The organism is Bradyrhizobium sp. 45 (genome assembly GCF_023073155.1).
GTDB lineage: Bacteria > Pseudomonadota > Alphaproteobacteria > Rhizobiales > Xanthobacteraceae > Bradyrhizobium > Bradyrhizobium canariense_D.
Genome location: NZ_JADPIX010000049.1, coordinates 256082 through 280368, shown reverse-complemented (window position 1 = coordinate 280368; position 24287 = coordinate 256082). Strand labels below are relative to the sequence as shown.

Annotated in this window: 20 protein-coding genes; 13 read left to right on the top strand and 7 right to left on the bottom strand. The window is 63.3% G+C overall.

What is annotated here, in order from left to right:
- Nucleotides 1-99: 99 nt before the first annotated feature.
- Nucleotides 100-1410: an ActS/PrrB/RegB family redox-sensitive histidine kinase gene (locus IVB42_RS07750; protein ID WP_018455877.1), complete on the bottom strand. Its 1311-nt coding sequence runs from the start codon at nt 1408-1410 to the stop codon at nt 100-102.
- Nucleotides 1411-1515: 105 nt separating this feature from the next.
- Between IVB42_RS07750 and IVB42_RS07745 the strand changes: the two genes are divergently transcribed.
- From IVB42_RS07745 to IVB42_RS07730, 4 genes are all read left to right on the top strand, one after another.
- Nucleotides 1516-2319 carry an ABC transporter ATP-binding protein gene (locus tag IVB42_RS07745; protein ID WP_085349757.1) on the top strand — a complete coding sequence of 268 codons (804 nt, stop codon included), beginning with the start codon at nt 1516-1518 and terminating at the stop codon, nt 2317-2319.
- Nucleotides 2320-2428: 109 nt separating this feature from the next.
- Nucleotides 2429-3247, top strand: a complete 819-nt coding sequence (locus IVB42_RS07740; protein WP_018455879.1) for an ABC transporter permease — start codon at nt 2429-2431, stop codon at nt 3245-3247.
- Between the two features lie 121 nt (nt 3248-3368).
- Complete coding sequence (gene phaZ, locus IVB42_RS07735) at nt 3369-4697, top strand: polyhydroxyalkanoate depolymerase (protein ID WP_018455880.1); 1329 nt, start codon at nt 3369-3371, stop codon at nt 4695-4697.
- A gap of 217 nt (nt 4698-4914) precedes the next feature.
- Complete coding sequence (locus IVB42_RS07730; protein WP_026233044.1) at nt 4915-5754, top strand: SprT family zinc-dependent metalloprotease; 840 nt, start codon at nt 4915-4917, stop codon at nt 5752-5754.
- 175 nt (nt 5755-5929) lie between these two features.
- Here the strand turns inward: IVB42_RS07730 and IVB42_RS07725 are convergent, their stop codons facing one another.
- Together IVB42_RS07725 and IVB42_RS07720 are read right to left on the bottom strand one after the other, a co-directional pair.
- The gene (locus IVB42_RS07725) at nt 5930-6589 is read right to left on the bottom strand and encodes a hypothetical protein (RefSeq protein ID WP_247295909.1); all 660 of its coding nucleotides are present in this window, start codon (nt 6587-6589) and stop codon (nt 5930-5932) included.
- Nucleotides 6590-6944: 355 nt separating this feature from the next.
- Nucleotides 6945-9158, bottom strand: coding sequence for a penicillin-binding protein 1A (locus tag IVB42_RS07720; protein ID WP_018455883.1), 2214 nt, complete (start codon nt 9156-9158; stop codon nt 6945-6947).
- A gap of 167 nt (nt 9159-9325) precedes the next feature.
- Between IVB42_RS07720 and IVB42_RS07715 the strand changes: the two genes are divergently transcribed.
- Nucleotides 9326-9751, top strand: a complete 426-nt coding sequence (locus IVB42_RS07715) for a DUF1330 domain-containing protein (RefSeq protein ID WP_018455884.1) — start codon at nt 9326-9328, stop codon at nt 9749-9751.
- Nucleotides 9752-9835: 84 nt separating this feature from the next.
- Here the strand turns inward: IVB42_RS07715 and IVB42_RS07710 are convergent, their stop codons facing one another.
- Entirely contained in the window at nt 9836-11062 is a 1227-nt protein-coding gene (locus IVB42_RS07710; protein ID WP_085385519.1) for an ABC transporter substrate-binding protein, read from the bottom strand.
- A 231-nt stretch (nt 11063-11293) separates the two neighbouring features.
- A complete protein-coding gene (locus IVB42_RS07705; protein WP_026233046.1) occupies nt 11294-12520 on the bottom strand; it encodes an ABC transporter substrate-binding protein in 1227 nt (408 codons plus the stop codon).
- Nucleotides 12521-12865: 345 nt separating this feature from the next.
- Here IVB42_RS07705 and IVB42_RS07700 point away from each other — a divergent pair, with 345 nt between their 5' ends.
- Nucleotides 12866-13396: a methylated-DNA--[protein]-cysteine S-methyltransferase gene (locus IVB42_RS07700; RefSeq protein WP_018455889.1), complete on the top strand. Its 531-nt coding sequence runs from the start codon at nt 12866-12868 to the stop codon at nt 13394-13396.
- Nucleotides 13397-13490: 94 nt separating this feature from the next.
- Here IVB42_RS07700 and IVB42_RS07695 read toward each other — a convergent pair whose 3' ends face one another.
- Nucleotides 13491-13859: a nuclear transport factor 2 family protein gene (locus IVB42_RS07695; RefSeq protein WP_247398892.1), complete on the bottom strand. Its 369-nt coding sequence runs from the start codon at nt 13857-13859 to the stop codon at nt 13491-13493.
- 189 nt (nt 13860-14048) lie between these two features.
- Here IVB42_RS07695 and IVB42_RS07690 point away from each other — a divergent pair, with 189 nt between their 5' ends.
- Nucleotides 14049-14948: a LysR family transcriptional regulator gene (locus IVB42_RS07690; protein WP_247398895.1), complete on the top strand. Its 900-nt coding sequence runs from the start codon at nt 14049-14051 to the stop codon at nt 14946-14948.
- Nucleotides 14949-14972: 24 nt separating this feature from the next.
- Here IVB42_RS07690 and IVB42_RS07685 read toward each other — a convergent pair whose 3' ends face one another.
- Complete coding sequence (locus tag IVB42_RS07685; RefSeq protein ID WP_085361945.1) at nt 14973-17762, bottom strand: [protein-PII] uridylyltransferase; 2790 nt, start codon at nt 17760-17762, stop codon at nt 14973-14975.
- Between the two features lie 187 nt (nt 17763-17949).
- Here IVB42_RS07685 and IVB42_RS07680 point away from each other — a divergent pair, with 187 nt between their 5' ends.
- The 6 genes from IVB42_RS07680 (at nt 17950) to IVB42_RS07655 (ending at nt 24276) form a co-directional block, all read left to right on the top strand.
- A complete protein-coding gene (locus tag IVB42_RS07680) occupies nt 17950-18921 on the top strand; it encodes an aliphatic sulfonate ABC transporter substrate-binding protein (protein WP_247295914.1) in 972 nt (323 codons plus the stop codon).
- Between the two features lie 231 nt (nt 18922-19152).
- Nucleotides 19153-19995: an ABC transporter permease gene (locus IVB42_RS07675; protein WP_247295993.1), complete on the top strand. Its 843-nt coding sequence runs from the start codon at nt 19153-19155 to the stop codon at nt 19993-19995.
- A 4-nt stretch (nt 19996-19999) separates the two neighbouring features.
- On the top strand, nt 20000-20785 hold the full coding sequence (locus tag IVB42_RS07670; protein ID WP_018455896.1) for an ABC transporter ATP-binding protein: 786 nt from the start codon (nt 20000-20002) through the stop codon (nt 20783-20785).
- Between the two features lie 69 nt (nt 20786-20854).
- The gene (locus IVB42_RS07665; protein ID WP_018455897.1) at nt 20855-21364 is read left to right on the top strand and encodes an OsmC family protein; all 510 of its coding nucleotides are present in this window, start codon (nt 20855-20857) and stop codon (nt 21362-21364) included.
- 67 nt (nt 21365-21431) lie between these two features.
- Nucleotides 21432-22241 (top strand): hypothetical protein, encoded by an 810-nt coding sequence (locus IVB42_RS07660; protein WP_018455898.1) that lies wholly within the window; start codon nt 21432-21434, stop codon nt 22239-22241.
- A gap of 358 nt (nt 22242-22599) precedes the next feature.
- Nucleotides 22600-24276: a PAS domain-containing methyl-accepting chemotaxis protein gene (locus IVB42_RS07655; RefSeq protein ID WP_247398956.1), complete on the top strand. Its 1677-nt coding sequence runs from the start codon at nt 22600-22602 to the stop codon at nt 24274-24276.
- Nucleotides 24277-24287 lie beyond the last annotated feature (11 nt).

The window sequence follows — 24287 nt, the reverse complement described above, 5'->3', positions numbered from 1 at the left end:
TGGTCCTCTCTCCAGCGCGTCTACATATGGCGGCGCAATCGGGCGGTGCCAAGGGCGCCAATGGTCGATCGGCCCCGTTGTGCGACGCAAGGTCGCGGCCTATCCTATTGTTTCTTCGAAGGTCTCGATAGCCTCAAAACGGTCTCGCGGCCACGTGATCTGGACCACTGCGCCATGGTCCGGAAAGGTCCGGTTGGTAAACGAGACCTTGGCGCCGGTGCGCTCCAGCAAGGTGCGCGCGATGAACACGCCGAGCCCGAGGCCGCCGCCTTCGTCCTTGCTGCGCCGCCGCGACAAATAGGGCTCGCCGATCCGGTTCAGGATGTCAGGCGGAATGCCGGGACCATCGTCGGAGATCACGAGCTCGATTGTGTCCTTGTTCCACCACGCATTCACCTCGACGGTGGTGCGGGCGAAATCGACCGCGTTCTCGACGATATTGCCGACGCCGTAGAGGATCGCCGGATTGCGCGAGCCGACCGGTTCGGCCACGATGGCGACGGCGATGCGCACCTTGATATCGACGCCGAAATCGCGGTGCGGCGCCACCACCTCCTCGATCAGCTCCGACAGCTTCATGCGGTCGAACGGCGCGCCGGTGGAGGAGAGCTGGGTGATCTTGCTCAATATGTCGCGGCAACGCTGCGTCTGCTCGCGCAGGGTCTTCAGGTCGGCGGCAAAGTTCGGCTCCTTCACCGTCTTCTCCAGCTCGCGCGAGATCAGGAAGATCGTCGCGAGGGGCGTGCCGAGCTCGTGCGCTGCGGCTGCGGCCAGGCCGTCGAGCTGGGTCAGATGCTGCTCGCGCGTCAGCACCAGCTCGGTCGCGGCCAGCGCGTCGGCGAGCTTGCGCGCCTCCTCGGTGACCTGGAACGAGTAGAGGCTGGTCACGCCGATCGCGAGCGCGATCGAGAGCCAGACGCCGACGAGATAGATCGGCGGCAGCACCAGCGGATCATCAGAATCCCAGGGCAGCGGCAGATGGAAGAAGAACAGGACCGAGGCGCAGGCGACAGCCAGCACGCCGAGGCCGAAGGTGAAGCGGGCCGGCAGCGCCGTCGCGGAGATCAGCACGGGCGCGAGGAACAGGAACGAGAACGGGTTCTGGAGTCCGCCGGTGAAGAACAGGAGACCCGCCAGCTCCACGATGTTGAGCGCGAGCAGTCCGGCCGCCTGCATCGGCTCCAGCCGCTGCAGCGGATTGGACACGGTCTGGAGCGCCAGATTGAGCGCCGCCGACAGGGCGATGATGCTGACGCAGGGAACGATCTCGACATTGAATTCCAGCCCCTGCGCCACGATGAAGATCGCGGCGAGCTGGCCGAGCACCGCGAGCCAGCGCAGTCGGAGGATCGTATCCAGGCGGATATGCCGCTGCGCGGGGCGAAAGTCGGAAGCGGCAAGTTCGGTCATTTCGGCCAATGGGGCGGTGCCTTCTCGATCACAAGCGCGCGGCTCACGGAACCGCCGGATTACAAGCCTTGCGCTCTCCGCTGCAATAGCAGAAGAACGCCCAGCATGACGGAGAATGACAAGGCTTCAAGCTGGCCGACTGTCGCGGATCGCAGCCTCTCCGCGGCAATCGCGGTCGATCACCTGGTCAAGGTCTACAAGCAGACCCGCGCCGTCGACGACATCTCCTTTTCGCTTCCGCGCGGCAGCATCACCGGGCTGCTGGGCGGCAACGGCGCCGGCAAGACCACGACCATCGCGACGATCATGGGCCTCGTGCTGCCGACCTCCGGCCGCGTGCAGGTGCTCGGGCATCGGATGCCGGAGGACAGCGCGTCCGTGCTGGGTCGGATGAACTTCGAGAGCCCCTATGTCGACATGCCGATGCGGCTCACGGTGCGTCAGAACCTCACGGTGTTCGGCAAGCTCTATGCGGTGAAGAACCTCTCCGATCGCATCGCTGAGCTCGCCGACGATCTCGATCTCACCGAGTTCATCGACCGCGCCAACGGCAAGCTCTCCGCAGGACAAAAGACGCGCGTTGCGCTTGCCAAGGCGCTGATCAACCAGCCCGAGCTGCTGTTGCTGGACGAGCCGACCGCCTCGCTCGATCCCGACACCGCCGACTGGGTCCGGGGGCATCTGGAGCGTTATCGCATGGCGAACAACGCCACCATCCTCTTGGCGTCGCACAACATGCTCGAGGTCGAGCGGCTCTGCGATCGCGTCATCATCATGAAGCGCGGCCGTATCGAGGACGACGATACGCCCGAAGCCATCATGGCCCGCTACAACCGCACCACGCTGGAAGAGGTGTTTCTGGACGTCGCGCGCGGAAGGGTGAACGGCGCGCAGGAGGTGGCACGATGAGCCAGGCCGTATGTTGCGACCGTAGCCCGGGTGAGCGAAGCGATACCCGGGAACGCCGCCAGCAAGGTCCCGGATATCGCTTCGCTCATTCGGGCTACGCGGTGCCGCAATGACCGAACTCTCCCTCCACCGCGGCATCTCCGTCCACCGCATTGGCGCGATGATCCTGCGCTATTGGTACCTGTTGCTGTCGTCCTGGCCGCGGCTGCTCGAGCTGCTCTACTGGCCGGCGCTGCAGGTCATCACCTGGGGCTTTCTGCAGCTTTACATCGCGCAGAATGCCAACTTCTTCGCGCGTGCCGGCGGCACCCTGATCGGCGCCGTCATTCTCTGGGACATCCTGTTTCGCGGGCAGCTCGGCTTTTCGATCTCGTTCCTGGAAGAGATGTGGGCGCGCAACCTCGGCAATCTCATGATGAGCCCGTTGAAGCCGATCGAATTTCTGCTGTCCCTGATGATCATGAGCCTGATCCGGCTCGCGATCGGCGTCATCCCCATGACGCTGCTCGCGTTATTCCTGTTTCACTTCAATGTTTATGCGCTCGGCGTGCCGCTGATCGCGTTCTTCTGCAATCTGATCTTCACGAGCTGGTCGGTCGGCATTTTCGTCTCCGGACTGGTGCTGCGAAACGGCCTCGGCGCCGAGAGCATCGTCTGGACCTTGATGTTCGGCATCATGCCGCTCGCCTGCGTCTACTATCCCGTCAGCGTGCTGCCGGTCTGGTTGCAATACATCGCCTGGACGCTGCCGCCGACCTACGTGTTCGAAGGGATGCGCGCGCTGCTGATCGAAAACACCTTCAGGACCGATCTGATGCTGAGCGCGTTGGCCATCAACGCGGTGCTGTTGCTTGCATCTTTTGGGGCATTCCTTGCCCTTTTGCGCAGCGCCAGGATGCAGGGCTCGCTGCTGTCAGGCGGCGAATAACGTCACTTTCTCGTGGATTCTGCCCGGTTTGGGCACCTCGGCCACGTAGATGTACGGAACCATGCATTGACGCAATATTACGCATTCGGCAGTATGCTGCGATGCGAAGAGGAATATAGCGATGCCGATTGGTGAGTTTGGCGGGGCGCCGCCCCTGGTGGCCGAAGGCAGTCCTGTCCTGACGACGCCGATGTACTGGATGTACGAGATGGGGCAAGCCTCTCTCAATCCGGCGCGTGCGATCACGGACGCGACCAAGCTCCTGTTTCAGAATCCGCTGAACCCCTGGGCACGCACCGAGGTTGGCAAGTCGGTTGCCGCGGCCTGCGAATTGTTCGAACGCACCACCCGCCGCTACGGCAAGCCGGAATGGGGCCTCAACGACACCGAGGTCAACGGCATCCGCGTTCCCGTCGAGGTCCGCTCGGTCTGGGAAAAGCCGTTCTGCCGCCTGCTCTACTTCGATCGCAAGTTCGCCCGTCCACTGCGCAGTCCGCATCCACGCGTGCTGATCGTCGCTCCGATGTCCGGCCATTACGCGACGCTCCTCCGCGGTACCGTCGAGGCTTTCCTGCCGGCGCATGAGGTCTACATCACCGATTGGGCCGATGCCCGCATGGTGCCGCTCAGCGACGGCCGCTTCGATCTTGACGACTACATCGACTACGTCATCGAGATGCTGCATGTCCTCGGCGGCAACACGCATGTGCTGGCGGTGTGCCAGCCCTCGGTTCCCGTCGTCGCTGCCGTTTCGATTATGGAAGCGCTACGCGATCCCTTTGTGCCGACCTCGATGACGCTGATGGGCGGCCCGATCGACACCCGGCGCAATCCGACTGCGGTGAACAACCTGGCCCAGGAGCGCGGCATCGACTGGTTCCGCAACCACGTCATCACCAAGGTGCCGTTCCCGCATCCGGGTATGATGCGCGACGTCTATCCGGGCTTCTTGCAGCTCAACGGCTTCATCAGCATGAATCTCGACCGGCATATGGATGCCCACAAGCAGCTATTCGCCAACCTGGTAAAGGGCGACGGCGACCTCGTCGACAAGCATCGTGACTTCTACGACGAATATCTCGCGGTGATGGATCTCTCCGCCGAGTATTACCTGCAGACCGTCGACACCGTGTTCGTGAAGCATTCGCTGCCGAAGGGCGAGATGACCCATCGTGGAACACGCGTCGATCCCTCCAAGGTCACGCGCGTCGCGTTGATGACCGTCGAAGGCGAGAACGACGACATCTCCGGCATCGGTCAGACCGAAGCAACGCACACATTGTGCAGCTCGATTCCCGATCACCGCCGCGTTCATTACGTCCAGAAGGGCGTCGGACATTACGGCGTGTTCAATGGCTCGCGCTTCAAATCGGAAATCGTGCCGCGCATCCACGACTTCATGGTCTCGGCGGCGAATCCGAGCTCATTGCAGGCTCTCGCGGCCGAATAATCGCGTTTTTCGGCTTTCCCGCTGAAAATCGACGCCCTGTCGGAGGCTCCGACAGGGGCGAGTTCCCGCTAGATTCGCGGTATTTAGGTAGCTTTGTAGGAGTGAGTCCAACCTCACCCCTTGGGGGTGCCACATGCGCCGAACGGGGGCGAAAAAAGCCGGTTCCAACCCCAGTCTGTAGGGTCTCCCGGACGCCAGACCCCTGTATATTGGGCAAATGATTTGTTTTTGCGCCGAGCGCTTTCCCTGGCGGCGGTTATGGCAGAATCCGGGCGCTCTCCTGCCCCCCGGACTGACAGACATGGCCACTCGCGCACTCCTCTATCGGCGGCCCCACGAGCCGAAGACCCTCCTGATCACCCATGGATCGCAATATTTTGCGATTCGACTGCGCCGGCATCGCCGCGCGCGCCGTTACACGCTCAGAATTCATCCGAGCGATCGCGAAGCCATCCTCACCATGCCGCCGCGCGGCACGCTCGCCGAAGCAAAAGACTTCGCGCAGCGCCACGGCGCGTGGATCGCGGCACGTCTCGGCCGTTTGCCGAAGGCCGCGCCGTTCCAGCCTGGCACAGTGATACCACTTCGCGGCACGGCCCATCGCATCGTTCATCGCGCCGGCACGCGCGGTACGGTGTGGACGGAAGTGCGCGACAGCGGGGAGCGCATTCTCTGCGTCGCCGGCGGCGTCGAGCATGCGGACCGTCGCATCAGCGACTTCCTCAAGCGCGAGGCTCGCCGCGACCTTCAGCGTGCGGCGGAATCCTATGCCGCCGAGCTCGGCGTCAAGGTCAAGCGGCTCTCGATCCGCGATCAATCCAGTCGTTGGGGCTCCTGCACCTCGGCCGGCTCGCTGTCGTTCTCCTGGCGCCTGATCCTCGCGCCGCCCTACGTGCTCGACTATCTCGCCGCCCACGAGGTCGCCCATCTCGTTGAGATGAACCACTCGGCGCGGTTCTGGCGCGTCTGCGGCAAGGTCTGCCCGTCGATGGAGCGCGCCAAGAAGTGGCTCGATACGTACGGCAACGACCTGCACCGCTACGGGGTCGAGGATTAGGCCCTCGCTGCCAACCTCCATCTGACGCTGTCATCGCCCGGCTCGACCGGGCGATCCAGTGTTCCGAGGCGGTTGTTATTGAACCGAGAGGCCGCGGCGTACTGGATTCCCGCGTTCGCGGGAATGACAGTTGAGAATGCAGCGACGTCCGCGCGTACTCAATTCATCCCTCTGCTCAGGCGCTGACATCCGCGCTTGTCCCCGGCTGCGTGCGCGAGGCGAGATAGGATGACTGCAATTGCACGCCGGCCTTCTGGCCCTCGGCCAGCATCGCCTGGAAGGCTGCGTCGAGTTGATCGCGGCTATAGGTTGCGGAGCTGCTTTCACGCGGGGTCCATTGCGATTGCGTGATCGCGGTGGAAGCTTTTTCAACGGTGCCACCGAGCCGCTCGGCGTATCTGTCGGCCCGCCACTGCGCCAGATCCGGTCCACTCAGATCGGGTGGATCCTCCAGCTTGCCGATCTTTCCAGCCGCCTCGTTGGTCATCGTTGAGGACCCGCCATTGTACAGGGTGGCGACCACCTTGCCGTCGACCTTCACCTGAGCATAGGTGTTCTCAGGGGCATCGTCCGAGACGACCGACTGAGTTGCGCTCGTGTCATGGGTCATCAGCCAGTTCGATGCCATGAGGTCGCGCAGGTGAGGATTGTCCGCCGCCGATATCGACTTGGCGCCTGTCAGGGGCTTGACCTGCGAGACGTCAATCCGAAAGCCGTCGGTCGCAGCATCAGTCGCATCCGGTCCCGCCGGCTGAAGACTCGATGTCCTATTCGAAGCGGACGTTGATGCGGGTCGCAGATGAGGCAACGCCGCGCTGGATACACCCGACATCATGGAACGCTCTCCGATACTTGCTCAACCTGTGAGAGCAAATCCCGGGCCGCCGACCGGAGCTTGAAGAGACTGGTGTTTTTGCGTTCCGGGAGCTGCGGGGATCGGCCGATTTTGCCATGGTAGGCAGGACTTGCCGAAGACGACACCGGTGGCGAACCGGGAGAGCCGAGATAGCGGCCGCGTTCGGGATGATGGCGGAACGGTTCTGTTTTGCCCGAGGTGTCAAATGGCTTTGCTGTCAGAATCAGCCGTCTTGCGCCTCACGCAAGCCGTTGATTTCGTTATCCTCGGCTACTGTGCATGGGGTTGTTTTCGCTTGTTTTTGTTTTGAGGTCACCCGGACCTCAGGTCGGCGCTAGCGATTCCCGCCGAACAGCCGGTCCATCAGCCAGCCATCGAGTCCTGCGGCTGCCTCCGGTCGCGCATTGGCGCGCGTGGGGGGTGGGCGATAGCCGCCGTTGCTGGCCGGTGCGGGTCCGGGCGCTGCCGCTGTTGGCGGCGACACCTGCGACGTCGCCTGCGCCAGGTTCGACAGGCCCCAGCCACCTGGAGAGCTCGGCAAGGCTGCTACCGGCACGCCCTCGTGCGCTGTGCGCATGAAGCGCGACCAGACTTCGACCGGCAAGCCGCCGCCGGTGGCCTTCTTGGTCGGCGAGTTGTCGTCATTGCCGAGCCACACGCCGGTGACGAGGTTGGCGGTGTAGCCGATGAACCAGGCGTCGCGGTAGTCCTGGCTGGTGCCGGTCTTGCCGGCCGCTGGCCAGCCCGGGATCTCCGCCTTCTTGGCGGTGCCGCTGATCAGCGTTTCCCGCATCATCGCGTTCATCATGCCGACATAGCGCGGGTCGACCACCTGGTTGTGCTCGTCCGCCTGGCGCATGTAGAGCAGCTTGCCACTGAGCGTCCTGATCCGCGTGACGACATGCGGCGTCGCCGTGAAGCCGCCATTGGCGAAGGGTGCATAGGCGCCGACCAGCTCGACCATCGAGACTTCGGAGGTGCCGAGCGCGATCGAGGCGTTGGGCTCGAGTTTCGAGGAGATGCCGAGCCGGTGCGCGGTGCGCACCACGTTCTTCGGCCCGACCTCGAGGCCGAGGCGAATGGCGACCGTGTTGAGCGACATCGCGAGCGCCTGGGTCAGCGTCACCGCGCCGAAATATTCGTGGGTGTAGTTCTCAGGCCTCCAGCCCTTGACCTCGATCGGCGCGTCCTGGCGGACCGTGTCGGGCGTCAGCCCCTGCTCGAGCGCGGTCAGGTACACGAACGGCTTGAACGAGGAGCCCGGCTGGCGCCTGGCGGTGACCGCGCGGTTGTACTGGCTCTCGGAATAGTTCCGCCCGCCCACCATGGCGCGAACCGCGCCGTCGGGCGTCATCGCCACCAGTGCGCCCTGGCTGACATTGAATTTCACGCTCTTGGCCGCGAGCTCGTCGATGATGGCGGCTTCCGCCACGCTCTGGAGCTTCGGATCGATCGTGGTCTCGACCTTGATGCTCTCGTCGATCTGGCCGACCAGATCGTCCAGCACCTCGCCGATCCAGTCGGCGACGTAATTGACCGTGCCGGCGCCGACCGGCTTCACATTGTAGGAGGGTTGGCCGATCGAGGCCTGCGCCTGCGCTTCGGTGATGAATTTGGCATCCGCCATCGCCGTGAGCACGATTTTCGCGCGCGCTTCTGCGCCCTCGGGGTTGCGGTTAGGCGCGAGCCGCGAGGGCGATTTGACGAGACCGGCCAGCATCGCCGCTTCCGCGACGGTGACGTTCTTGGCCGATTTGCCGAAATAGCGCTGCGCGGCGGCCTCGACGCCGTAGGCGCCGGAGCCGAAATAGACGCGGTTGAGATAGAGCTCCAAGATCTCGTTCTTGGAATGCTTGCGCTCCAGCCAGATCGCGAGCTCCGCTTCCTGCAGCTTGCGCGCCATGGTGCGCTCCTGGGTCAGGAACAGGTTTTTCGCCAATTGCTGCGTCAGCGTCGAGCCGCCCTGCGACACGCCGCGATGGAGCACGTTGGTGACGAGCGCGCGGAGGATGCCCACGGGATCGATGCCGAAATGCGAATAGAAGCGGCGATCCTCGATGGCGATGAACGCCTTGGGCAGATATTGCGGCAGATCCTTCAGCGAGACGTTGGCGCCGGCCATCTCGCCGCGTTGCGCCAGCATGCTGCCGTCCATGCCGACGATCTGGATCGTCGGCGGCCGCTTGGGGATTTCCAGCGACTGGATCGGCGGCAGATGAGCGCCGACATAGATCACGACGCCGATCACGGCGATGGCGCCCCATAGGCCCAGCACCGCGCCCCAATAGACCAGGCGACCAAGGCTCGCGCCGATGCGTGACTTCGATCGCCGCTTGGGGCTGCCGCGGCCGGCTGGCGCCTTCCGCTCGCGCGGCGGCTCGTCGCCGGCATCCTCGCTCTTGCGCTTGGCAGATGACTTCGTTGATTTCTTCGGCTTCTCATCGCCGCCAGGAATGCGGTCGGCCGCGGTCAGGCGCAGATCGGCGAGTGCCGCAGGCAAGCCGAACAACGGCTCCTTCCGCCCACCCTTTTTCTTTCCCAACCCCATACGCAAACGCCCGGTCAGCCCGCCCCGCCGCACGCTAGCGGTCGCTGTTTAAGGCCCGGTTACCCAGAGCTTAACGCGCGATTAGGAGGTGCGGCATTCGCTGGCCGCAGTTCCGCTGGGAGGTCGGCAGAGCTAGGATCGCCGGCATAAAAGAAAAGGAAACTCAGATGGGCCACATCGATCCAACCAAGGAGATTTTCGCGCAGTTCCGGGACAACGACCGTCCCGGCCCGATCCACATGCTCAACCTGGTGCGCTTACGCAAGGAGGCAGCCTATCCAGATGGCCGCAAGGCGAGCGGCGCGGAAGCCTATGCGGCCTATGGCCGCGAGAGCGGCCCGGTGTTCGAACGCCTCGGCGGCCGCATCGTCTGGCAAGGCAAATTCGAGTTGATGCTGATCGGCCCCGAGACTGAGCGCTGGGACCATTGCTTCATCGCCGAATACCCAAGCGTCGCCGCGTTCGTCGAGATGATCCGCGATCCCGTCTATCGCGAAGCGGTTAAGCACAGGCAGGCCGCCGTGGAGGATTCACGGCTCATTCGGCACGCGGTGCTGCCGGTGGGCAAGAACTTTGGCGAGGTGCCGGCCTGAGCGGCGTCGGCGGAACTCCCTCCTCAAGGTGGATGGCCGGGCTTGACTCGGCCATCCACGCCTCACCTGCTTGCTCCGAGAAAACTAACCCGCCGGACCCGCATCTTCCAGGAGCGGGCCGAACAGCTCCCAGCGTTCGCCGTTGAACTTCATCATCTGAAGCTGCTTGTTGACGCGGTAGTCGGTCGCCGAGGTGTTGGCCTTGATGCCGGGCAGGGCGATATCGCTGGTCACGTCCTTCAGCGAAGCCGCCTGCTTCATGACGTTTTCGCGCGTCAGGTTGTCGCCGCACTGCTGCAGCACGTGGGCCAAAAGCTGGGCGGTACCGTAGCCGTAGGTATTGAAGTTCGAATCCTTGTCGCCGTCCGGATAGTACTTCGCCATGAAGTCGAAATACTTCTTCAGGCCGGCATCGTCCTTCCAGGTCGGATCGAGCGGATCCTTGCCGTAATTGACGCTGATCACGCCCTTGGCGGCGTCGAGACCGGCAGGCTTCATCACCGCGCCGACCGAGGTGGCGTTGATGTCGACGATCTGCACCGGCTTCCAGCCGATCTCGCCGATCTTCTTGATCGCCTGCGCCGCTTGCTTCGGCGTGCTGGCGCTGAAGAACAGATCGGCGCCGGCATCCTTGATCTTGAGGATCTGCGAATCGACGGTCGGGTCCGAGACTTCGTAGGAGGACTCGTTGACGATCATCTTGGCGGCCTTGTCGCCGAGCCCGGCCTTGATGCCGTTCAGATAGTCCTTGCCGAGATCATCGTTCTGATAGAGCACGCCGACTTTGGCGTTTGGATATTCCTTCAGGATGTACTGGCCGTAGATGCGGCCCTCGACGAAATAGTTAGGGTTGTAGCCCATCGTCCACGGAAAGTTCTTCGGGTCCGTGAACTTCGAGGCGCCGGTGGCCGCGAACAGCTGCGGCACTTTCTTGGAGTTGAGATATTTTTGCACGGCCGCATTCGATGGCGTGCCGATGATCTGGAAGGTCAAGAGCACCTCGTCGCTCTCGACCAGCTTGCGCACCTGCTCCACTGCTTTTGGCGGCGAGTAAGCGTCGTCATACTGGATCAGATTGATCTTGCGGCCGTTGATGCCGCCCTGGTCGTTGATCATTTTGAAATAGGCGGCCTGGGTCTTGCCGATCGACGCGTAGGCCGATGCCGGTCCCGAGAACGGCACGGTCTGGCCGACTTTGATCTCGGTATCGCTGGCCCCCGGATCATATTTCTTCTGGGCATTGGCCGCCGAGACCGATAGCGCCAGGGTCAGCGCCGTTGCCGTGGCCAGATGCAGCATTCCATTCCTCATTCGCATTTCCTCAATGTTTGTTGCCGGTGATCAATCAGGCGCGCCTGTGCGCACCTGATGTCACCGCTGACGGCGATAGTGGATGAGGCGTTGTTGCAACGCAAGTTTGGGCGTGCGCCCGCAGTTCGTAGCATGCGCGGCTGCGCAGCAGGTTTGTAAGGTGGGCAGCGCCGGCGGATGCGCGAAGTGCAGTCCGCCGGGCGTAACCCGCCCTATGAGATATCCGAGAGGCTAACCCGCTGGACCCGCATCCTCCATGATCGGGCCGAACAGCTCCCAGCGTTCGCCGTTGAACTTCATCATCTGCATCTGCTTGTTGACGCGGTAGTCGTTCGGCCCGGTGTTGATCTTGATGCCGGGTAGCGCGAAGCTCGGGGTGAAGTCCTTGATGTTAGCGACCTGCTTCATCACGTTCTCACGCGACAGGTCGTCGCCGCACTGTTTCAGCACCTGCGTCAGCAATTCGGCGACTGAATAAGCATAGGTGTTGACGGTATTGAGCTTGTCCCCTTCGGGGAAATACTTGTCCATGAAGGCAAAGAACGCTTTCACGCCCGGATCGTCCTTCCACTGCGGATCGCCGGGCTCCTTGCCGTATTGGGTGGAGATGATGCCCTTGGAGATGTCGAGACCGGCCGGCTTCAACGTCGCCGAGATCGGGCTCGCGTTGATGTCGAGAATGTGCACCGGCGTCCAGCCGAGCTCGGCGACCTTCTTGATCGCCTGCGCCGCGAATTTGGGTGTCGAGGCATCATAGAAAAGATCGGCGCCCAACGACTTCAGTTTGACCACCTGCGAGTCCACCGTCGGATCGGTGACCTCGTAGGACACCTCGCCGACGATCATGCTGGCGGCCTTGTCGCCGAGACCGCTCTTGAGGCCGGCGAGATAGTCGCGGCCCATGTCGTCGTTCTGGTAGAGCACGCCGATCTTGGCGTTCGGATGCTCCTTGAGGATGTACTTGGCGTAGATGCGTCCCTCGGACACGTAGTTGGGATTATAGGCGATGGTCCAGGGATAGTTCTGCGGATCGTTGAAGCGCGCGGCGCCGGTCGAGGCCAGCAGTTGCGGGATCTTCTTGCCGTTGAGATATTTTTGCACGGCAGCGTTCGCGGCCGTGCCGATGATCTGGAAGGTGAACAGCACCTCGTCGCCTTCGACGAGCTTGCGCACCTGCTCGACCGTCTTCGGCGGCGAATAGGCGTCGTCATACTGGATCAGATTGATCTTGCGGCCGTTGATGCCGCCCTGATCGTTGATCATCTTGAAGTAGGCGGCCTGGGTCTTGCCGATATTGGCGTAGACGGAATAGGGCCCGGAGAACGGCACGGTCTGGCCGATCTTGATCTCGGTGTCGCTCGCGCCGGTGTCGTATTTCTTCTGGGCGAGAGCTTGGTTGGCGGAGAACGCGAAGGCGAGCGCCGCCGTGGCGGTGATGAAGGCTCTGCGATTGCTCATGTGGGCTTGTTCCTCCTGACGGAATTTCCGACCGACGGTCTTGTCCCGTTGATTGCCAACGGTCGCCATCGCTGTCGGAGATTGTGGAGGAACGGCAGGCGCCGCGCAAGGATCGCGGTGCCGCGCTATGGCATCTCAGGTCAGGAACAAGGCCAACAGCGCGAGCGCCGCCGGCAGCGCCTGCACGATCAGGATCCGCGTGCTGACGGTCGCTGCGGCGACCAGCGCCACCAGGATATTCGCGATCCAGATCAAGTTGAGCTCCCCCAGCGTCAGCTTTCGGGTGGACGCTAGCACGGCTGGCGTGGCAAGTGCGATGGCGTGTTTCGATGCAATGGTGCCGCAATGCCCGCGCGACCGACCAAACCGCCTGTAAGCTTCGGCCTCGATCGGCTGGCGACGCCGATCGGGATCGCGCTGCTGATCACCGACGCTGAGGGCGCCTTGCGCGCGCTCGACTGGGAGGATTACGAGCACCGCATGCGCGAGCTCTTGCGCCTGCATTACGGTCTGGTGGACCTGAGTGACCAGCCCGCGCCCGCGGCCATGCGGACTGCGCTGTCGGACTATTTCGACGGCGATCTCGGCCAGCTCTCAGACATCGCCTGGCGCATCGCCGGCACGCCGTTCCAGCAGAAGGTCTGGAATGCATTGGCGCAAATCCCTGCCGGCACCACAATGAGTTACGGCGCGCTCGCCGCAAGGATCGACACGCCCAAAGCCATTCGCGCCGTCGGCCATGCCAACGGCTCCAATCCGATCAGCGTGGTGCTGCCGTGCCACCGCCTGATCGGCGCCGATGGTTCTCTGGTGAAGTATGGCGGCGGCCTCGAGCGCAAGCGCTGGCTGCTGCGGCATGAAGGCGTGGCGGTCTAAGCGCCTGTTTGACAACGGTTGAGCGATTGGCGGCGGCCGGCGATGGGCCGTCGAGCGAGCCTTCGGCCGCTCTCCCCCGCCGTGACCGAATCCATCAGAGGTTCGACGTCATTACTTTCTGCGCGATCTTCCAGGTCCCGTTCACCTTCAAGCACGACAACAGGTCTGTGAAGTAACGCGGCGGGATGCGCAATTTCACCTTCAAAAGCGCGAGCTCTCCTTCAACATCCGTCGACAGGATCTGATCGTCTCGCTCGAAGCCCTGTTGCTTTGGAGCTTTCATGTCGCGGACCGCTGCCAGCCAGGTCGCAATCGGCGTCACGCCCACGTTGCCGTCCTCGGCGACCTTCGTCACGGAACTCAAGGGGTGAAATATGGATGCAAATTTCTCGGCATCCATTTCATAGGCAGCATCGAAATAGGTTTGCGCAAGGGAGTGCAAGGCGGGAACGTCCGTATTCATTGTCATCCTCAAAGCCGTTACACCGGGCATTCATGCGGCCCGGCCCGGCCAGCCGTGCCGAGCGTCAGCCTGGCGCCCGTGCAGAAAAGCACCGTAGGTCGTCGAATTGCGGGTGGGAGCCTACGGCATAGTTGTTTATGAAGCCAGCCGACTTGCGCGGCATGGGCTTATGATCGATATTCATAGACGATGACAAACGAATTGAACGAGCTCGCGACGTTCGCAATCGTGGCCAGTGAACGAAGCTTTACGCGCGCTGCGATAAAGCTGGGTGTGTCTCAGTCTGCCTTGAGTCACACAATCCGGAGGCTTGAGCAACGGCTTGAGCTGCAGCTGCTCGCTCGAACAACCAAGAGCGTTGCGCCAACCGCTGCGGGGGCAGCTCTTTTGGAAGACTTGTCTCCGGCGCTTGAGCAAATTCGTCACGCCCTCGACAAGGCCCGAAGTGTTCGGCAGCGACCCGAAGGTCGTCTCCGAATCGTAATGTCACGATCAGCTGCCGTGATGGTGTTGTTGCCGCGGTTGAGAGCTTTCGCTGAGTCCTACCCGGACATCGTTCTGGACGTTGTTACCGTCACTGGCCCCGTGGACCTTGTTGCAGACGAGTTCGATGCCGGTATCCAGCTTGGCGAGTACATTCAAAAGGATATGATCGCGGTTCGCCTCACGCCCGAACTGCGATTGGCGGTAGTGGGCTCGCCAAGCTATTTCGCTTCACGAAGCATCCCCAAGAAACCAAAGGATCTGAACGATCATCGGTGCGTTACGCTGCGTCTTGCGGGTGGACCATATCGGTGGGAGTTTCAGCAGGGACGAAAGTCGGTCACGATCAACGTGAACGGCCCACTCATCATTGACGATACCCACCTGGTGATCCAGGCGGCGCTCGCCGGGGTTGGTGTGGGACTCGCTTATGAAGAGCAGGTCGCCGAATATGTTGCGAAGCGCCGCCTTGTCCGGGTGCTGGAGGATTGGACTCCGCCAATTCCGGGCTTCTTCATGTATTATCCCAGTCGTCGGCATCAACCGGCGACGCTGTCTGCGCTGGTGAACGCGCTGCGATTCTCCGAACAAAAGTCGGCGCGATGATTCAGCGGGGAATGACGAGAGAAGTCAGGCCGCTGGCTGAACCGCCTTGTCGCCGGCCATCACGTGGGTCAGCGCGCTCTTGATCGCGGCCTGACGTGTCGGCGCGCTGATCTGTGCGCCCAGGAGATCGGTGACGTAGAACACGTCGCGCGCGCGCTCGCCGAAGGTCGCGACATGGGCCGAGGCGATGTTGAGGTTGAGCTTCGAGATCGCGGTGGTCAGCTCGTAGAGCAGCCCGGGGCGGTCGAGGCCGGACATTTCGATCACTGTGTAGCGGTCGGACCATTGGTTGTTGATGGTCACTTCCGGCTCGATCACGAACGGCCGCGCCTTGCCGCGCACGGTGCGCCGGGCCACCACTTCGGGCAGACGCAGCTTGCCTTCCAGCACGTCCTCGATCATCTCGCCGATGCGTGTGGCGCGCCGTCCCTCGTCCTCGTCGCGGTCGTATTCCCTGGAAATCGAGATGGTGTCGAGCGCGCGACCGTCGGTCGTGGTGTAGATCTGGGCATCGACGATGTTGGCACCGGCCGAGGCACAGGCGCCTGCGATGATCGACAGCAGCCAGGGATGGTCGGCGGCGAAGATGGTCAGCTCGGTGACGCCACGCACCTCGTCGAAGCCGACATTGATCGCGAGCTTGTGGCCCGCCTGCTCGCTGGCACGGACGAAGCGCGCGTGGCGGATCTTGCGCGGCAGCTCGACCTTGAGCCAATAGGCCGGATAGTGCCGGGCGATATAGGCGTCGAGCTCTTCCGCCGGCCATTCCGCGAAGGCGTTACGGAATTCGGCATACGCGGCCGTGAGCCGCTTGCCGCGGTCTACCTCCGAGAAGCCACCCGTCAGCACCGGTTCGGTCTCGTAGTACAGCGAGCGCAAGAGCTGCGCCTTCCAGCCGTTCCACACGCCTGGGCCGACGCCGCGGATGTCGGCGGTGGTCAGGATCGTCAAGAGCTTCATCTGCTCGACCGACTGCACCACGGCGGCGAAATTCTCGATGGTCTTGCGGTCGGAGAGATCGCGCGACTGTGCGACCGTGGACATCGTCAGATGCTCCTCGATCAGCCAGGCCACGAGCTCGGTGTCGGCCGGACTGAAGCCGAGCCGCGGGCAGAGCCGTCGCGCCACCTTGGCGCCGGCGATCGAGTGATCCTCGGGCCGGCCCTTGGCGACGTCGTGCAGCAGCGTCGCAATGTAGATCACGGAGCGATGCTCCGGCCGGATCTTGCGCATCAGGTCGCTCGCCACCGCGAATTCCTCGATGCCGCCGCGTTCGATGTCCTGGAGGAACCCGACGCAGCGGATCAAATGCTCGTCGACGGTGTAGTGATGATACATGTTGAACTGCATCATCGAGACGATCTTGCCGAAGGCACGGATGAAATGGCCGAGCACGCCGGTCTCGTTCATCCGCCGCAGCACGATTTCCGCGTTGTCGGATGTCAGGATCTCCATCAACAGCCGGTTGGCTTCGGGATTCTCGCGCATCTGCGCGTTGATCAGGCCGAGCGAACGCGTCACGTCGCGCATCGCGTCCGGGTGGAAGGCGAGATTGTTCTTCTGCGCCAGGCGGAAGATGCGGATCAAATTGACCGGATCATGCTTGAACACGTCGGGCGCGGCGACGTTGATGCGGTTGTTGTCGACGATGAAGTCGTCGCTGTCGGGCACTCGCCGCTTCACCGCGGTGGGGCGCAGCCGCGCCATCATCCGGCTCAGCACCGGCGCGGGCTTGGCCTGCTGGTCCTCGAGCTTGGCGCAGAGGATGGCGGTGAGGTTGCCGACTTCCTTGGCGACCAGGAAGTAGTGCTTCATGAAGCGTTCGACGTCCTGCATGCCGGGATGCGAGGTGTAGCCGAGCCGGACCGCGATCTCGCGCTGGAGGTCGAAGGAGAGGCGCTCTTCAGGGCGACCGGAGTAAAAGTGAAGATTGCAGCGCACCGACCAGAGGAAGTCGGCGCAGCGGCGGAAGGTGCGGTATTCCTGCGCGTCGAACACGCCGCGGTCGACCAGTTCGTCGGTGTCGCTCACGCGGTAGACGTACTTCGCGATCCAGAACAGCGTGTGCAGGTCGCGGAGCGCACCCTTGCCGTCCTTGACGTTGGGTTCGACCAGATAACGCGATTGGCCGCCGCGGCGATGCCGCTCCTCACGCTCGGCGAGTTTCGCGGTGACGAACTCGGACGCGGTGCCTTGCACGACCTCCTTGTCGAAGCGGGCAACCAGCTCGTCATAGAGCGGCCGGTCTCCGGTAAGGAAGCGCGTCTCCAGGATCGCGGTGCGGATGGTCATGTCGCCGCGCGCCTGCCGGATCGACTCGTCGACCGAGCGCGTGGCGTGACCGACCTTCAGCCCCATGTCCCAGAGGCAATAGAGAATGGCCTCGGCGACCTGCTCGCCCCAGGCGGTCTGCTTGTAGGGCAGGATGAAGAGCAGATCGATGTCGGACTCGGGGGCCATCAGGCCGCGGCCATAGCCGCCGGTCGCCACCACTGCCATGCGCTCGGCACCGCTCGGAATCGGCGAGCGGTAGAGATGGCGGGTCGCGGCCGAATACAGGATGCGGATGATCTCGTCCTGCACGTGGCACAGTCGCTCGGCGCAGCGCCGGCCATGACGGTCCTTCAGCAGGATCGTCTGTGCCGCAGCGCGCGAGGCAATCAGCTCGGCCTTGAGCAGTTGCGCCATGGCCGTGCGGAACGCGTCCTCGCGTCCCTGGTGCTTCTCGGCAAGCGCATCGACCGCGGCGGTGATCCGCGCGGTGTCGAAGCGATCGTCCACCTCGGCCTTGTGTTCAGTCGCGACGCTGTCCATGTCTCACCGGATATAAGAGGCGGCCGGCGCTGTCACCCGCCATTCTCTCGCAATAGTCGTTCCATGCTGGAAAGGTGCGGCTTTGGGCAAAGCTGTTCTCAGCCGGCGCGCTTTCGAGGGATGGATTTTCTCGTTGATTTCTAGATCTAACTCATTGAAAAACAATGAAGTTTTGAGGAGGTCGGGCATGACCAGGATTACACGACGCATACTGTTGGCGGGAGCGGTCGCTCTTGCCATGTCCCCCGCGGCGCGGGCGGCGGATCCGCTCAAGGAAATCCGTATCGACTGGGCGACCTATAATCCGGTGTCGATGGTCCTGAAGCAGAAGGGACTCCTGGAAAAGGAGTTCGCCAAGGACGGCATCACCGTCACCTGGGTGCAGTCGGCCGGCTCCAACAAGGCGCTCGAATTCCTCAATGCGGGCTCGATCGACTTCGGCTCGACCGCGGGCTCGGCGGCGCTGGTCGCGCGTATCAACGGCAACCCGATCAAGTCGATCTACGTCTATTCGCGTCCCGAATGGACGGCGTTGGTGACATCAAAGGATTCCAAGATTGCTAATGTCGCCGATCTCAAGGGCAAGCGGGTCGCGGTGACGCGCGGCACCGATCCGCACATCTTCCTGGTGCGCGCATTGCTTGGCGCAGGTCTCACCGAAAAGGACATCACGCCGGTGCTGCTCCAGCACGCCGACGGCAAGACCGCGCTGATCCGCGGCGACGTCGATGCGTGGGCCGGGCTCGATCCGATGATGGCGCAGGCCGAGGTCGAGGACGGCGCGAAACTGTTCTATCGCAAGGCCGACGCCAACACTTGGGGCATCCTCAATGTGCGCGAGCAGTTTTTGAAAGACTATCCGGACGCCGCCCGCCGCGTGCTCGCGGTGTACGAAGAGGCGCGCAAATATTCGCTCGCGAATTACGACGAGCTCAAGAAGACCTTCATCGCCGTGACCAAGCTGCCGGAGCCTGTCGTCGACAAGCAACTCAAGGAGCGCACCGAGCTGACCCACAGCCGCATCGGCGCGCCCCAGCGCGAATCGATCCTCGCCGCGGGCCTCGCCCTGCAACAGGCCGGCGTCGTCGACGCCAAGGTCGATGTGAAGGCGACGCTGGATGCGTTGATCGACGATCAGGTCCCGCTGCCGACGAATTAAAGGCAGGCGGGCGGCAAACTCGGTCGTCGTCCCGGGGCGCGAAGCGAGCCCGGGACCCATAACCACAGGAAGTGGTTTGGCGCCAAAGGGGCAACTCCGAGTCACCGTAGCCACGCCTTCCCGTGGTTAGGGGTCCCGGATCTGCGCTCCGCTTCGCTGCGCTTGTCCGGGACGACGCCGAGAATGCCGCGCGCCCTTGCAATCTCGCACAGGACGCGCTTCCTACCGGCCATGATCTCTGACGCGCCAGTCCTGCAACAGACTACGGAACCGGCCGAGAGCGCCGCGCCCTCGCGGCTGTCGCGCTATGCGGGGCCGACGCTGGGATTGCTGTTGCCACTGACCCTCGCGCTTGGCTGGGAACTCGTGGTCTGGTCCGGCTGGTCCAACGGCCGGCTGGTGCCGCCGCCCTCGCGCTTGTTCGCCACCGTCGTTGATCTTGCGCGCTCCGGCGAACTGTTCCGTCACATCGCCGCAACGCTGTGGCGTGTCGGCCTTGGCTTTGCGTTCGGCGTGGTCGCGGGGACCTTGCTCGGCGCCATATCCGGCTATTGGTCGCTGGCGCGGCGGCTGCTCGACCCGACCGTGCAGGCGCTGCGCGCGATCCCGTCGCTGGCCTGGGTGCCGCTGTTCATCCTCTGGCTCGGCATCTTCGAGACCTCGAAGATCGCGCTGATCGCAGTCGGCGTGTTCTTTCCGGTCTATCTCGGCGTGATGGGCGCGATCCTCATCGTCGATCGCAAGATCGTCGAGGTCGGTCGCACATTCCGTCTCTCCGGGCCTGCCATGATCCGCCGTATCCTGCTGCCCGCGGTGCTGCCGGCCTATGTCGTGTCCTTGCGCGTCGGTCTTGGTCTGGGCTGGATGTTCGTGGTGGCGGCCGAGCTGATCGGCGCGTCCGAAGGCCTCGGCTATCTCCTGCTCGACGGCCAGCAGCTCGGCAAGCCCGCGCAGATCCTCGCCGCCATCGTGATCTTCGCGATCCTCGGCAAGCTCACGGATTGGTTGATCGAGATCGCGGCTGCGCCCTTCCTGCGCTGGCAGGACGCCTTTGGGCGTACAACGGGAGCATAAGGCGATGCTGGCGCTCGACCGGGTCAGCAAGACCTATCCCAACGGCGTGCAGGCGCTGGCGCGCTTCTCCGCCGAGATCAGGCAAGGCGAGATCGTCGCCATCATTGGCGGCTCGGGCTGCGGCAAGTCCACGCTGCTGCGCGCCATCGCGGGCCTCGACCGCGCAAGCTCGGGCACGGTGACGCTGGACAACGAGGCGATCGCCGCGCCGCATGCCAAGATCGGCATCATCTTCCAGGAGCCGCGGCTGCTGCCCTGGCTCAGCGTCGCCGACAATATCGGCTTTGGTCTTGCCGATGGGCCCGCGACCGAGCGGCGTGAAAAGGTGGCGCGTGCGCTCGAGCGTGTCGGGCTCGCCGAGAAGGCGCAGGCCTGGCCGCGCGAGCTCTCGGGCGGGCAGGCACAGCGCGTCGCGATCGCCCGCGCGCTGGTGCCGCAGCCCGAGGTGCTCTTGCTCGACGAGCCGTTCTCGGCGCTCGACGCTTTCACCCGCAGGGACCTCCAGGATCATCTGCTCGATCTCTGGGCCGACACGCGGCCGACGCTCATCCTCGTCACCCATGACGTCGACGAGGCCGTGGTGCTGGCTGACCGCGTGCTGGTGATGCGGCCGCGGCCGGGCCGGCTGTTCGACCAGATCGAGATCAACCTGGGCAGGCCACGCGACCGCAATTCGCCGCTGTTCGAGAATTTCAAGCGAAGTGTGCTGACGTCACTCGATCGTTCGCTCGACCGCAGCGTGCCCGACCGTGACGCAACCCAGGGTCCCGGTCAGGCCATGTGGTGGTGACAATTTCGCTCCGAGCCGGTACATCGCAAGCCGGTACTTCGTAGAGACGATTTTCCCGGGAGAGACAAAATGGACGCCGCAGCACTGCGCCAGATGCAGGCCCCGATCAAGGAGCGCTACAAGACCGACCCCAAGACCGCGATGATCACGTTGAGGGCCAAGGGCTCGACCGACAGCGAGGGCATCGCCTGCAAGGTCGAGACCGGCCGCGCCATCGCAATGGCCGGCCTGCATCCCGCAACCGGCGGCTCCGGCCTCGAGCTCTGCTCGGGCGACATGCTACTCGAAGCGCTGGTCGCCTGCGCCGGCGTCACGCTGAAATCGGTCGCGACCGCGATCGAGGTACCCTTGAAGACCGGCAACGTCTACGCCGAGGGCGATCTCGATTTCCGCGGCACGCTCGGCGTCGACAAGGAGACGCCGGTCGGCTTCGCCGAGATACGTCTGCGCTTCGACGTCGATACTGATGCGCCGCAAGACAAGCTCGACCTGCTGCTCAAGCTCACCGAGCGCTACTGCGTGGTCTATCAGACCATCAAGAACGGCCCGAAGGTCTCGGTGTCGATGCAGCGGATGTAGCGAGCGAAGGCCGCTCGCCCAACAATTCGTGTCGTCTCGGCGAAGCCCGGGACGACAAAAGAAAAAAATGTCCCCCGAGCTCCACCTCATCCTCATCCTCGTTCTGCGCATGATGGTCGCGGCGGCGTTCGTCGTGACGGCGTCGATCATCACCGAGCGTTCAGGGCCGGTGATCGGCGCGCTGGTCGCGACCTTGCCGGTTTCGGCCGGACCATCCTACGTCTTCCTCGCGCTCGACCACGATGCCGCCTTCATCGCGCAGGGCGCGCTGTCGAGCTTGCCGGTCAATGCCGCGACGATCTTCATGTGTCTCACCTATGTGGTGCTGGCGCAGCGGCGCAGCCTTCTGGTGAGTTGCGGAAGCGCGGTCGCGGTCTGGATCGTGTTCGCCTCGATCATCAAGCAGTTCGACTGGCCGCTCACCGCCGGGCTCGCCGCCAATCTGATCGCGTTCGGCATCTGCATTCCGCTGCTCGCGGGCTATCGCCATGTAAAGATGCCGCTGGTGACGCGGCGCTGGTATGACGTGCCGATGCGGGCCGCGCTGGTCGCGACCCTCGTCGCAATCGTCGTCTCGACCTCGGGCTGGGTCGGTCCCCGGATCAGCGGCATCATCGCGCTGTATCCGGTGGTGTTTTCCAGCATCATGGTGATCCTGCATCCGCGAATCGGCGGTCCGCCGACCGCCGCGGTGCTGGCCAATTCGGCTTGGGGGCTGCTCGGATTCGGAATGGCGATCGCGGTGTTGCACGTGGCGGTGGCGTGGTTCGGCTCCGCCGTCGGTCTTGGGCTTGCACTCGCCACCTGCATTGTTTGGAATCTGACGCTGTGGGGGATCGGGCGGCGTACGCAGCACAAGGCGCGGCAAGCGCCGTGACACTACGGACATGCGGCGCGGCGTCGCCGGATACTTCCGTAGCAAAACTCGCCATGACCGATCGCGAGACGCTTTCCTTCAAACTCCTGAAGGACCAAGCATTCAAGTGACAGCGCCGACCGAGCAGCGTGTAAGGCCTACCGTCGTGCAGCTTTAGGCTGCTCTGTCGGCGATCGCTTTTCCCAGAATTCGTTAGCACTTTATTCGAATCTTATGGGTACTGAATCATCTTGCGTATCCGCCTTGGTCTTCGCAACGCGAGTTTTACCGGCGGAATTCGATTGGAATTCAGCGCGTGTGCCGCGCCGTCACGTCACCTGATCCCGTCTCGCAATTTAATGATTTTGGAGATTCAATGATGTTTGGCCGCAAGTCCCGCAACGACGCGGATGCTAAGCTCGCCGCCATCGGCCGCTCGCAGGCCATGATCGAGTTTGCCATGGACGGCACGATCCTGAGCGCCAACCAGAATTTCTTGAACGCCCTCGGCTATTCCCTCGACGAAATGAAGGGAAAGAAGCACGCCATGTTCATGCCGGCCGACCAGCGCGACGGCGCCGAGTACAAGGCGTTCTGGGCTGCATTGAACCGCGGCGAGTATCAGGCAAGCGAGTTCAAGCGGATCGCGAAGGGCGGCCGTGAGATCTGGATCGAAGCATCCTACAATCCGGTGCTCGACGGCAACGGCAAGACGGTGATGGTCGCCAAGATTGCGACCGAAATCACCGAGAAGAAGATCCGGAGCATGACGGAGTCTTCGAAGATCGCCGCTATCGGCCGCGCCCAGGCCGTGATCGAGTTCAAGCTCGACGGCACCATCGTCACGGCCAACGAGAATTTCTGCAACGCGCTTGGCTATTCGCTGACCGAGATCCAGGGCAAGCATCACAGCCTCTTCATGCCCCAGGCCGAGCGCGACGGCGCGGCCTATCGCGAGTTCTGGGCCAAGCTCAACCGCGGCGAATACCAGGCTGGCGAGTTCAAGCGCATCGGCAAGGGCGGCCGCGAGGTCTGGATTCTCGCCTCCTACAATCCGCTACTCGATGAGAACGGCAAGCCCTTCGGCGTCGCCAAGTTCGCGACCGACGTCACGGCGGAGAAGCTGAAGAATGCCGTCCTTGCGGGCCAGATCACGGCGATCGAGAAGGCGCAGGCGGTGATCGAGTTCAACATGGACGGCACGATCATCACCGCCAACGCCAATTTCCTCGGCGCCCTCGGCTATTCGCTGGCTGAGATCAAGGGCAAGCACCACAGCATGTTTGTCGAGCCCTCGGAGCGCGATGGCAATGGCTATCGCGAGTTCTGGGCGGCGCTCAACCGCGGCCAGTATCAGGCGGCCGAATACAAGCGCATCGGCAAGGGCGGCAGGGAGGTCTATATCCAGGCCTCCTACAATCCGATCATGGATCTCAACGGCAAGCCGTTCAAGGTCGTGAAATATGCGACCGACGTCACGAAACAGGTGCTGGTCCGCATGGGCAACGAGCGCGTCCGCGGCATGATGGAATCGGTCGCCGCCGGATCGGAAGAGCTGAACGCCTCGGTGCGGGAGATTTCCGAGGCCATGACCAAATCGCGCGAGACGGCGATGAGCGCGGTGGAGCAGGTCGCGTCCGCTGATGCCCAGGCCCAGCGCCTCACTGAAGCGGCGCTGGCGATGAGCGGGATCGTCGAGCTCATCAACAACATCACCGGGCAGATCAACCTCCTGGCACTCAACGCCACCATCGAATCCGCCCGCGCCGGTGAAGCCGGTCGGGGTTTTGCGGTGGTGGCCTCGGAGGTCAAGAGCCTCGCCAACCAAGCCAAGCAGGCCACTGACAAGATCGGCGCTGAGATCGGTAGCCTCAACGGCATCTCTGGAGACGTCGTCACCGCCCTGGCTTCGATCAAGACGGCCATCAGCAACGTCAGCGAATATGTGACGTCGACGGCCGCGGCAATCGAAGAGCAGAGCACGGTGACCAACGAGATGTCGACCAGCATGCAGCGCGCCGCAGCGGAAGTGGCGGCGATCGCGGCGAGGGCGTAGCGTTCAGAAGC

Bases quoted from the DNA above. Each gene is read 5' to 3' on its own strand.
- IVB42_RS07655 (WP_247398956.1), top strand. From the start codon at position 22,600: ATGTTTGGCCGCAAGTCCCGCAACGACGCGGATGCTAAGCTCGCCGCC.
- IVB42_RS07670 (WP_018455896.1), top strand. From the start codon at position 20,000: ATGCTGGCGCTCGACCGGGTCAGCAAGACCTATCCCAACGGCGTGCAG.
- IVB42_RS07730 (WP_026233044.1), top strand. From the start codon at position 4,915: ATGATTTGTTTTTGCGCCGAGCGCTTTCCCTGGCGGCGGTTATGGCAG.
- IVB42_RS07690 (WP_247398895.1), top strand. From the start codon at position 14,049: ATGACAAACGAATTGAACGAGCTCGCGACGTTCGCAATCGTGGCCAGT.
- IVB42_RS07725 (WP_247295909.1), bottom strand. From the start codon at position 6,589: ATGATGTCGGGTGTATCCAGCGCGGCGTTGCCTCATCTGCGACCCGCA.
- IVB42_RS07675 (WP_247295993.1), top strand. From the start codon at position 19,153: ATGATCTCTGACGCGCCAGTCCTGCAACAGACTACGGAACCGGCCGAG.
- IVB42_RS07700 (WP_018455889.1), top strand. From the start codon at position 12,866: ATGCCCGCGCGACCGACCAAACCGCCTGTAAGCTTCGGCCTCGATCGG.
- IVB42_RS07710 (WP_085385519.1), bottom strand. From the start codon at position 11,062: ATGAGGAATGGAATGCTGCATCTGGCCACGGCAACGGCGCTGACCCTG.
- IVB42_RS07740 (WP_018455879.1), top strand. From the start codon at position 2,429: ATGACCGAACTCTCCCTCCACCGCGGCATCTCCGTCCACCGCATTGGC.
- IVB42_RS07680 (WP_247295914.1), top strand. From the start codon at position 17,950: ATGACCAGGATTACACGACGCATACTGTTGGCGGGAGCGGTCGCTCTT.
- IVB42_RS07685 (WP_085361945.1), bottom strand. From the start codon at position 17,762: ATGGACAGCGTCGCGACTGAACACAAGGCCGAGGTGGACGATCGCTTC.
- IVB42_RS07705 (WP_026233046.1), bottom strand. From the start codon at position 12,520: ATGAGCAATCGCAGAGCCTTCATCACCGCCACGGCGGCGCTCGCCTTC.
- phaZ (WP_018455880.1), top strand. From the start codon at position 3,369: ATGCCGATTGGTGAGTTTGGCGGGGCGCCGCCCCTGGTGGCCGAAGGC.
- IVB42_RS07745 (WP_085349757.1), top strand. From the start codon at position 1,516: ATGACGGAGAATGACAAGGCTTCAAGCTGGCCGACTGTCGCGGATCGC.
- IVB42_RS07665 (WP_018455897.1), top strand. From the start codon at position 20,855: ATGGACGCCGCAGCACTGCGCCAGATGCAGGCCCCGATCAAGGAGCGC.
- IVB42_RS07695 (WP_247398892.1), bottom strand. From the start codon at position 13,859: ATGAATACGGACGTTCCCGCCTTGCACTCCCTTGCGCAAACCTATTTC.
- IVB42_RS07750 (WP_018455877.1), bottom strand. From the start codon at position 1,410: ATGACCGAACTTGCCGCTTCCGACTTTCGCCCCGCGCAGCGGCATATC.
- IVB42_RS07720 (WP_018455883.1), bottom strand. From the start codon at position 9,158: ATGGGGTTGGGAAAGAAAAAGGGTGGGCGGAAGGAGCCGTTGTTCGGC.
- IVB42_RS07660 (WP_018455898.1), top strand. From the start codon at position 21,432: ATGTCCCCCGAGCTCCACCTCATCCTCATCCTCGTTCTGCGCATGATG.
- IVB42_RS07715 (WP_018455884.1), top strand. From the start codon at position 9,326: ATGGGCCACATCGATCCAACCAAGGAGATTTTCGCGCAGTTCCGGGAC.